The organism is Acinetobacter endophylla, assembly GCF_053543775.1.
The window spans coordinates 1-3,398 of record NZ_JBLVOM010000241.1 but is presented as its reverse complement, the minus strand read 5'-3'; the positions used below and the strand labels follow the sequence as shown (position 1 = coordinate 3,398).

Below are 3,398 nucleotides of genomic sequence, written 5' to 3'. Positions count from 1 at the left end.
GATAAGCGTGGGGTCACAAGTTCAAGTCTTGTCAGACCCACCAAATCTGACTAACGAAGCATGAAAGTGCTGAAGCAAACAGAACAGAACGATACATTGACTTATTGATAAGCTGGGGACTTAGCTTAGTTGGTAGAGCGCCTGCTTTGCACGCAGGAGGTCAGGAGTTCGACTCTCCTAGTCTCCACCATACATTCCTACGGAATGTATAAAGACAAAAGCTAATAAATAGACAATCAGTTGATTGTTAGTTTAGTCCTTAAGCGATCAAGTGTTTAGATCCTAGAGATTAACAAGTACAAGCGTTATGATACGCGCACTTGATAACCTCTGTGATTTATCACAGTTTCCTGACCTGACGAAGGCTGGAAAAATCATTAACAGAATATATTTGAGTTGAAATAATTTGTTCAAACTCGTTTTAAACAACCTAGCAAGCAATTGTGAAAGTAGAAATGAGTTCTAGCGAAATTAACTGAATCAAGCGTTTTGGTATATGAATCTAATTGAAGCTGTACAGTAGTTAAATCTACGAAACGCCAACTGTATGAGTAAGTCGCAAGACGAACTCTGTTGCTTATCCTACTTGTAAGGATAAACGACTGTTTGGGGTTGTATAGTCAAGTAATTAAGTGCATGTGGTGGATGCCTTGGCAGTCAGAGGCGATGAAAGACGTGATAGCCTGCGAAAAGCTCCGGGGAGGCGGCAAATATCCTGTGATCCGGAGATGTCTGAATGGGGAAACCCACTTACCATAAGGTAGGTATTGCAACATGAATACATAGTGTTGCAAGGCGAACGAGGGGAAGTGAAACATCTCAGTACCCTTAGGAAAAGAAATCAATTGAGATTCCCTCAGTAGCGGCGAGCGAAAGGGGAAGAGCCCATTAAGTCATATAAGTTCTAGTGGAACGCTCTGGGAAGTGCGACCGTAGACGGTGATAGTCCTGTACACGAAAGGGCTTATATGATGATGTCGAGTAGGGCGAGGCACGTGAAACCTTGTCTGAATATGGGGGGACCATCCTCCAAGGCTAAATACTCCTGACTGACCGATAGTGAACCAGTACCGTGAGGGAAAGGCGAAAAGAACCCCTGTGAGGGGAGTGAAATAGATCCTGAAACCGCATGCATACAAGCAGTGGGAGCCGGCTTAGTCCGGTGACTGCGTACCTTTTGTATAATGGGTCAGCGACTTATATTCAGTAGCGAGGTTAACCGCATAGGGGAGCCGTAGGGAAACCGAGTCTTAATAGGGCGTTTAGTTGCTGGGTATAGACCCGAAACCAGGTGATCTATCCATGAGCAGGTTGAAGGTTGGGTAACACTAACTGGAGGACCGAACCCACTGTCGTTGAAAAGCCAGGGGATGACTTGTGGATAGGGGTGAAAGGCTAATCAAACTTGGTGATAGCTGGTTCTCCCCGAAAGCTATTTAGGTAGCGCCTCGGACGAATACCATTGGGGGTAGAGCACTGTTTCGGCTAGGGGGTCATCCCGACTTACCAAACCGATGCAAACTCCGAATACCAATGAGTACTATCCGGGAGACAGACTGCGGGTGCTAACGTCCGTAGTCAAGAGGAAAACAATCCAGACCGCCAGCTAAGGCCCCAAAATTATAGTTAAGTGGGAAACGATGTGGGAAGGCATAGACAGCTAGGAGGTTGGCTTAGAAGCAGCCACCCTTTAAAGAAAGCGTAATAGCTCACTAGTCGAGTCGGCCTGCGCGGAAGATGTAACGGGGCTAAAACTATATGCCGAAGCTGCGGATGCATAATTTATTATGCGTGGTAGGGGAGCGTTCTGTAAGCCGATGAAGGTGGATTGAGAAGTCTGCTGGAGGTATCAGAAGTGCGAATGCTGACGTGAGTAACGACAATGCGAGTGAAAAACTCGCACGCTGAAAGACCAAGGGTTCCAGTCCAACGTTAATCGGGGCTGGGTGAGTCGACCCCTAAGGCGAGGCCGAGAGGCGTAGTCGATGGGAAATTGGTTAATATTCCAATACTTCTGTGTAATGCGATGAGAGGACGGAGAAGGTTAAGTCAGCCTGGCGTTGGTTGTCCAGGTGGAAGGTTGTAGGCATGTATCTTAGGCAAATCCGGGGTACTCTATGCTGAGAACTGATAGCAAGCTGTACTTGTACAGTGAAGTGGCTGATACCATGCTTCCAGGAAAAGTCTCTAAGCTTCAGTTACACAGGAATCGTACCCGAAACCGACACAGGTGGTCAGGTCGAGTAGACCAAAGCGCTTGAGAGAACTCTGCTGAAGGAACTAGGCAAAATGGTACCGTAACTTCGGGAGAAGGTACGCTGTTGTCTGTGATAGGACTTGCTCCTTGAGCGGCCGACAGCCTCAGAAACCAGGCCCCTGCAACTGTTTATTAAAAACATAGCACTCTGCAAACACGAAAGTGGACGTATAGGGTGTGATGCCTGCCCGGTGCTGGAAGGTTAATTGATGGGGTTAGCGTAAGCGAAGCTCTTGATCGAAGCCCCAGTAAACGGCGGCCGTAACTATAACGGTCCTAAGGTAGCGAAATTCCTTGTCGGGTAAGTTCCGACCTGCACGAATGGCATAATGATGGGGGCGCTGTCTCCAGCAGAGACTCAGTGAAATCGAATTCGCCGTGAAGATGCGGTGTACCCGCGGCTAGACGGAAAGACCCCGTGAACCTTTACTGCAGCTTGACATTGAACTTTGATCTTACTTGTGTAGGATAGGTGGGAGGCTTTGAAACCGAGACGCTAGTTTCGGTGGAGCCAATCTTGAAATACCACCCTGGTAATATTGAGGTTCTAACTCTGTCCCGTTATCCGGGACGAGGACCATGTCTGGTGGGTAGTTTGACTGGGGCGGTCTCCTCCTAAAGAGTAACGGAGGAGTACGAAGGTGCGCTCAGCGTGGTCGGAAATCACGCGTAGAGTATAAAGGCAAAAGCGCGCTTAACTGCGAGACCCACAAGTCGAGCAGGTACGAAAGTAGGTCTTAGTGATCCGGTGGTTCTGTATGGAAGGGCCATCGCTCAACGGATAAAAGGTACTCTGGGGATAACAGGCTGATACCGCCCAAGAGTTCATATCGACGGCGGTGTTTGGCACCTCGATGTCGGCTCATCTCATCCTGGGGCTGAAGCAGGTCCCAAGGGTATGGCTGTTCGCCATTTAAAGAGGTACGCGAGCTGGGTTTAGAACGTCGTGAGACAGTTCGGTCCCTATCTACCGTGGGCGTTGGAAATTTGAGAGGATCTGCTCCTAGTACGAGAGGACCAGAGTGGACGAACCTCTGGTGTACCGGTTGTCACGCCAGTGGCATCGCCGGGTAGCTATGTTCGGAAGGGATAACCGCTGAAAGCATCTAAGCGGGAAGCCTACCTCAAGATAAGATTTCCC

The 3,398-nt window shown here is 48.7% G+C and carries 1 tRNA gene and 1 rRNA gene; both read left to right on the top strand.

The window, feature by feature from the left end:
• Positions 1 to 114 precede the first annotated feature (114 nt).
• Positions 115 to 190, top strand: a tRNA-Ala gene (locus tag ACNPNW_RS10930).
• Between the two features lie 428 nt (positions 191 to 618).
• Positions 619 to 3,398, top strand: a 23S ribosomal RNA gene (locus tag ACNPNW_RS10925); the annotation flags it as partial.